This window comes from Micromonospora sp. KC207, from assembly GCF_004348615.1.
In the GTDB taxonomy this organism is placed as follows: Bacteria; Actinomycetota; Actinomycetes; order Mycobacteriales; family Micromonosporaceae; genus Micromonospora.
The window spans coordinates 1-5,862 of record NZ_SMKJ01000359.1 but is presented as its reverse complement, the minus strand read 5'-3'; the positions used below and the strand labels follow the sequence as shown (position 1 = coordinate 5,862).

Here is a 5,862-nt window from a genome sequence, read left to right as displayed (position 1 = left end):
CGGTCCTGGGCGTCTTCGTCCAGGTCATGCAGCCAATCCGTGATCGCTGCGAAAGACGATGCTCCGGCCATGACGGCGCAGACCGCCACCGCCAGCAACGCGGTTAGCGGGTACCGCACGCCGCGCGGATCCCGTGGATCAGGAACAGCAGCGAGGGCCCGCAGCAGCCCACCGTGTTCACCGTCGGTGACCGGCATGGCCGAGGTGATGGAGGAAGGCGCTACTACGGCCAGTGCAGGGATGAGAGATGATGCCATCGGCGGGTGAGGTCTTCCTCGGAGTCATGAAGCGTCGCAACTCCATGATCACCGATATGGCCTCGCCCGCTTCTTACGCCTCCACCGACGCCGTCCACGCTCCGAAATCCCTGGTCAACGACCCGGCACCCAACTATGCAATGCCCCTGGGTCAGGGTGCCGGTGTAGCGCAGCAGGCACAGGCAGGAAGACCGCTGCGGTGCACGATGACGGCGCGAGACCGTGTGATGTGGGTGCTCCAGGTGCTCGGGCGCCGTGGGACCGAGCGGCAGCTCGGTGGACGGGTGGGCCAATGTCTTGCCGGGACTGGGCCACGTTCGCGACCAGGTGGACTACTGCGCGTCGCTGGACGTATAGACTCGTCCAAGATCAAGCTCTTGGTCTGCGGGACTGCCTGGACTGGTTGAGACGTGTGGTAGTTGGGCTGACCTGGGGATCCTGTGCGAACTGGGGGGCGTCGGAGCTGCTGGTCCAGGTGGGCTTCCCGGGGGGCGCATGCGCAAAGTCCGCTGGTCGGGGAAGCACGTGAGTCACGAAGACTACGCCTGCCGCTCGGTGGCTGCCTTGGCCGATCGGGTACCGGACAGGGGTGTGCCGTCACACCGCCGCCGCTTGGGCGATGTCCTTCGGGCAGATGGAGCGCAGAGGGCAGGTGCCGCAGTCGGGCGTGCCTGGTCCGCACCAACGTCGTCCGATCAGCCACGCCGGGTAGTCCAGCTCTCCGGGCCGCCCGGGGTGTAGCCATCGCGCGACCTCCACCATGTGGTCGAGGTCGTCGCGTTCGGCGAGTCGCGTACGGAGGAATACCCGTCGTACATGCACGTCGTAGGCGATGTCGGTGCCGGATAGCTCCTGGATCGGCACCGCCAGGTCGCGGGCCAAGATCTCTACTGCCATCGCCGACTTCTTCTGCGCGATGCCGGGAAACCTCCGCAGTCGGGCGGCGAGATCCGCCGCGCGGGGTTCGCCCGCCCAGATCCGGCCGGCTTCCCCACCGTATTCGTTCACGACGATGAGCGCGGCGGCGACCAGCCATCCAGGCATGTTGTTGACGAACCGATGCAATGCCCGCGGCTGGGCGACGGCAGCATGTACCTGCGCTGGTTCGGCCGCCATCCGTGCTGGGTCGAGGTGTCCGAGGCGTTGGCGTAGGTCGTACGGTGCCTGCCAGGCCCGCTCGGCGGGTATGCCCTGGTCGAAGATGACGGCGAGTAGGAACGCGAACGGGTTGGTCAGGATCAGTGCGTTGGCTTCGGGGTGCGGTGTGAATCGGGGTGGGGTTCCGGCGCGCTCGGCCTGGTGTTCCCGTCCGTACGTCAGCAGGGCAGCCACGATGGCACGCGCATCTGGCCGAGCGGGAACGGGTATGCCAGTGAGCGCGAGCGGCCGGACGGTTTGCCGGGGCTGGGTGGCGAGGGCCATGGGTTGTTCTGGTGCTGGTGGTTGGGGCTGCCGGTCGTACCAGGCGAGCTGCTCACCGAGCGGTAGCCCGGCTAGCGGTCGGCGAACCTTCGCTCCGGCCTGGGTGAGCAGTAGCGTGATGGCTCGGACGTACTCGTCGCCGGCGTGGATTTCGATTACGCGGTCGCGCACCTGGCCCTCTGCGCGTATCAGCTTGGCCACGACCCATTGGCCCCAGGCCCGCCGGTAGTCCTTGCTCTGCTCGGCGAGGGCGGTGTCGTACGGTGCGAGCACCGTTTCAGGCAGCACCAGGCCGTGCTCGGCGCTCAGGATGTAGTAGCGGAGGGCGTGCCGTTCGACGTAGGCGCGGCGGCGGATGAACAGCGGCGAGATGTACAGGTCGCGGGCCGACACCGGGTGGTCGAGTTTCGTCTTGACGCAGCCGATCAGCGCGATGTCGACCCGGTTCACGCCAGACTCGGCCGGCGTTAATTGTGCGCTCGGGCGCTGGGCCGGGATCGCTGGCTGAGCTGTGGGGGAGGAGGGCGGTCGGCTGCTGTCGGCGAGCTTGTACCGCCCGCGCCCGACCCGGATGAGCGGCGTCCCGCACGGGCTCGGCGGGCCGCCGGTGGTATCTCGGGTCATTCCCTGGATGACCGGGCCGAGCGACTGCGGGTGTCGCGTCGGTTCGAGCCGTTGGACCTCGTCGATCAGCTCCGCTCGACTGAAGTCGAGCTTGTGTTTCGCGAGCTCGCGCGCTGCGGTGAGGATGAGCTGCCAAGCCGGCTGGTCCGTCACTGTCGCTTCCATTCAGGGGCCGGTCGCAGATCCAGGATGTGGGGTACGCCCGCCGCGCCGGTCTCCCGTCGTCGGAGCAGGTTCAGCAGATCCTCCTGCCTGGGCTGGCCGAACGCCAGCCGGTACATCACCAGGTCCGACTTGAGCCGGTCGAGCTTCGCCTGATCGCGGCTGAGCGGGTACGGCAGGACGTGCCGCTCGATCTTCGCCGGGCCGGGGAACACCCAGTACGGCGCGAAGTCGCCAAGCTCTCCAGAAACCGCTCGTGCCGCGTCGTACAGGGCCTTCCACACGTCCGGCTCGGGGGAGCGCAAGGCCTCCGCGCGGTGTGCGGCGGCGACGTTGCGGCGTACGGCGTGCCCGCCGAACCGGTGCACCCGGCCCTCCCGTTGCTCGAAGTCGACGGGGTTGGCGGGGGTGTTCCAGTGCACGACGGCGGAGCACCACTGGTGGAAGTCGATGCCTTCCTGGCCGGCGCTGGTGGTGGCGACGATGAACGGCCAGAAGGGGCTGTTGAAGGCTCGGCGTACGACTGCTTTGCGGTCTGCCTGGGCTTGTTCTTCGCCGCGGCCGCCGTAGCGCAGCGCGAACCGGCCGGGCAGTTTGATCCGCTCATTGGGGCGGTGCGGGTTGAAGGCTTCGTACGTTGACGGTCGGCTGGCGATCGCCTGCCGCGCCTCGTCGGCGAGTCGGCAGAGTTTCTTGTCGTCGAGGCGGGTGTCGGCGGTACCGCTGCGTAGGGTGTGCAGGTGCTCGTCGAGGACGGCCTGCAGATCACCGGCGGCGCAGTAGCGCAGTACCGCCTGCCAGTAGACCGGGCCCATGGACAGGCTGACGAGCAGCTGGGCGGATTCAGGGCGGTTGAACAGGGACCGCAGTCCGTTGGCCAGTACCGCTGCGGCGCGCCAGTGCCCTGCGGGTGTGACCGCGTCGTCGGGGTGGATCAGTCGGGACAGTGCCCGCCAGGCGATGTTGCCCGGCCCGTGCATGCCGATCGCCGCGACGCTGCCGAGCAGACCGTGGAGATGGTCGGCTGCCGGGTAGCGGGCGTTGCTGGCCAGCTCCCGGGCTCGTTCCACGTGCCGGTCCAGGCCGGTGGCCGTTGCGTCCTCGTCGGCGGAGGTACCCAGGGCGGCAGCGGCGTCGTCGGGGCCGGGGTCGGTGCCGGGCCACCGGAAGATCAGCTCCCACGGCTCGGCCGGGGTCGCTTCGGTGGCCGCCGTGTCGGTGGAGGCGTGAGCGAGCAGCCGTTCCCGCACCTCGCGTTCGAACGCGGCCAGCGGCGCGGTCTCGTCCGGTCGCTGCCGGGCCAGGGCCAGCGGGTCGCACAGTGTGGCCAGGGCGGGATGGGGCCAGAAGATTGCCAGGGCGCTCATTGCCGCTGGGCGGTTGTTCTCGGTGCGGTAGTCGAGGTGCCGGTGTCCCTCCCCGTGGCCGCCGAGCCGGCGTTCGGCTTCGTAGCTGAGTAGTCCGGCCACCGCGGTGGGGGTGGCGTTCCAGGAGGAGAACAGCAGCCGCTTGGTGATGCCTTCGGCCGCTGCGGTGGCGAACGGTTCGTCGAGCGTGTGGTACGGCAGGGACGGGGGCAGCCACAGCAGTCGCCACCAGCCCCGGTCGACGGTGTCCGCGGCGAGTCGCCGTAGCCGGCCGTTGCCGAGATCGACGGGTTCTCGTCGGTCGATCGTGTCGGCGTCGAGCAGTTGCGCGGTGGCCAGCAGCGCGGTGACGTTGGGGTCCGGTTTGCCGTCGAGCGCCTTGCGGACCTTGTCGCCGAGTTGGTAGCCGTCGAGGAAGTTCAGGAAGTAGGGGGCGGACTTCCAGTATTCGACCGACATTCGGGCGCCGACGGCGTCGGCGACCCGGCGCATTGCCACGTAGCCGCGTACGTCATGGGTGTCGAGGTCGTCGGCGAGGTCGAGGTGTTCGCGTAGCATCCCGTCCTGGCCCAGCGCGGGCCGTTCGGTGCGGCACATGACCCGCAACAACAAAGTGCGCAGCCAGTCGCGCAGGTCGCCGCAGGGCTCGCCGCGTACCAGTGCGTCCCGGTACGCCTCGAAGGCCCTCGTCACGTCGGCGTGCCAGGACTCGTCGTCGGTGAGGAAGCGCAGGACCTGCCGGAAGTCGCGGTAGTGGTCCTCGCCGGCGCCGGCTTCCTCGGCGAAGGTGAATGGTTTGTACGGGGTGGCCGACAGCAGCAGCACCCGGGCGGCTCGATGGTCGAACAGGTGCCGGGCGAGTTCAGCGCTGTCGCCACCGTCCGGGTCGAGGAGCTCCCGGAACCGCTGGAACTCGTCGAGGATGACCAGGTCCGGGTCGAGGACCTCGACGCCAGCGGTGGCCAACGCCGTCCGTAGGGCACCGGTGAGCTTGCGGGCCTTCTCCCGCAGAGCGTCGGGCAGGGCGGGGCGTCGACCGATGCCGTCGAGTAGCGCGTCGAACTCGTCGAGCAGGCCGCCCTGGCGGGCACGACGCAGGAACCCCTCGGCGATCGTCGGGTCGATTTCTCCTTCGAGCTGTTCCCAGAGCCGGTTGCACTGATCCTCGAAGCGTTCAGGGGTGGCGACGGTCGCCTGCAACGCGCGTAGCGCGGCTCGGGTTCGCCAGCCGTCCCATGAGTGGGCCTGTTCGAGGAGCAGGAAGATCAGCGCCCGCTCCTCCGCGGCACCGGTGCGCCAGCCCTGGTCGAAGGAGGTGCCCGGGGTGAACGCGATCAGATTGATCGGCTTGCCGGTGGTGGCGGTCGCGGCGTTGAGCTTGTGTGCGTGCTTGGCGAGCAGGGTGAGCCGGCTGGACAGGGTGACGGTCTTGTCGGCGGTGACCCGCAGCCGGTCGATGTTCTGCCGGGCGACGTCCTGGTTGGAGCAGACGTAGATGACGTCCACCCGTCCGACGCTGTCGTCGTCCTGCAGCCGTTGCAGGGTCTGGGCGATGACGCCCCGGGCGACGACGCTCTTGCCGAGTCCGGTCTCGTCGGCGACCAGGAACCGGCGGGTCGGGTCGGCACCGAAGTACCGGTCGACGACATGCGCGACGGTGGCGCGCTGGAAGTCCTTCAGGCCTGCCATGACCGGCCCCGCGTCGTACCGCTTCACCGGCCCACCGCCTCTGGGTTCGCGTCCCGTGCCTGGTCGATGACCCGCCACAGCTCGGTGAATCCGGGCGGCAGCAGCCGCGTGCTGTCGCCATCGGCTTCGATACGGGCGACCAACCGGGCCAGGTCGTCGAGCTGCTCCGGGCGGTCCACGAGGGCGTTGAGCAGCAGTTCGAGGATGCCGGTGTCGCCGGTACGCCAGATGCCCTGTCCGCCGGCGTCGCCGCTCACGGCGGCGGCAGCCTCGGTGCCGAGACCGAGCATCAACAGCAGGAACCGCAGGAACTTCTCCGGCGAGTCGATTTGCTGGGCGAG

The 5,862-nt window shown here is 69.1% G+C and carries 4 protein-coding genes; all 4 read right to left on the bottom strand.

What is annotated here, in order from left to right:
- Positions 1-197: transposase family protein (locus tag E1258_RS29060; protein ID WP_243715762.1), on the bottom strand; the 197-nt coding region annotated here is incomplete at its 3' end.
- Positions 198-854: 657 nt separating this feature from the next.
- The gene (locus E1258_RS29055) at positions 855-2,456 is read right to left on the bottom strand and encodes a DUF6884 domain-containing protein (RefSeq protein ID WP_132406733.1); all 1,602 of its coding nucleotides are present in this window, start codon (positions 2,454-2,456) and stop codon (positions 855-857) included.
- Positions 2,453-5,548: a DEAD/DEAH box helicase gene (locus E1258_RS29050; RefSeq protein WP_207919795.1), complete on the bottom strand. Its 3,096-nt coding sequence runs from the start codon at positions 5,546-5,548 to the stop codon at positions 2,453-2,455. Before E1258_RS29050 ends, E1258_RS29055 begins: the two co-directional genes overlap by 4 nt.
- On the bottom strand, positions 5,545-5,862 hold a 318-nt coding region (locus tag E1258_RS33650; RefSeq protein WP_207919789.1), incomplete at its 5' end, for a hypothetical protein. The genes E1258_RS33650 and E1258_RS29050, both read right to left, overlap by 4 nt.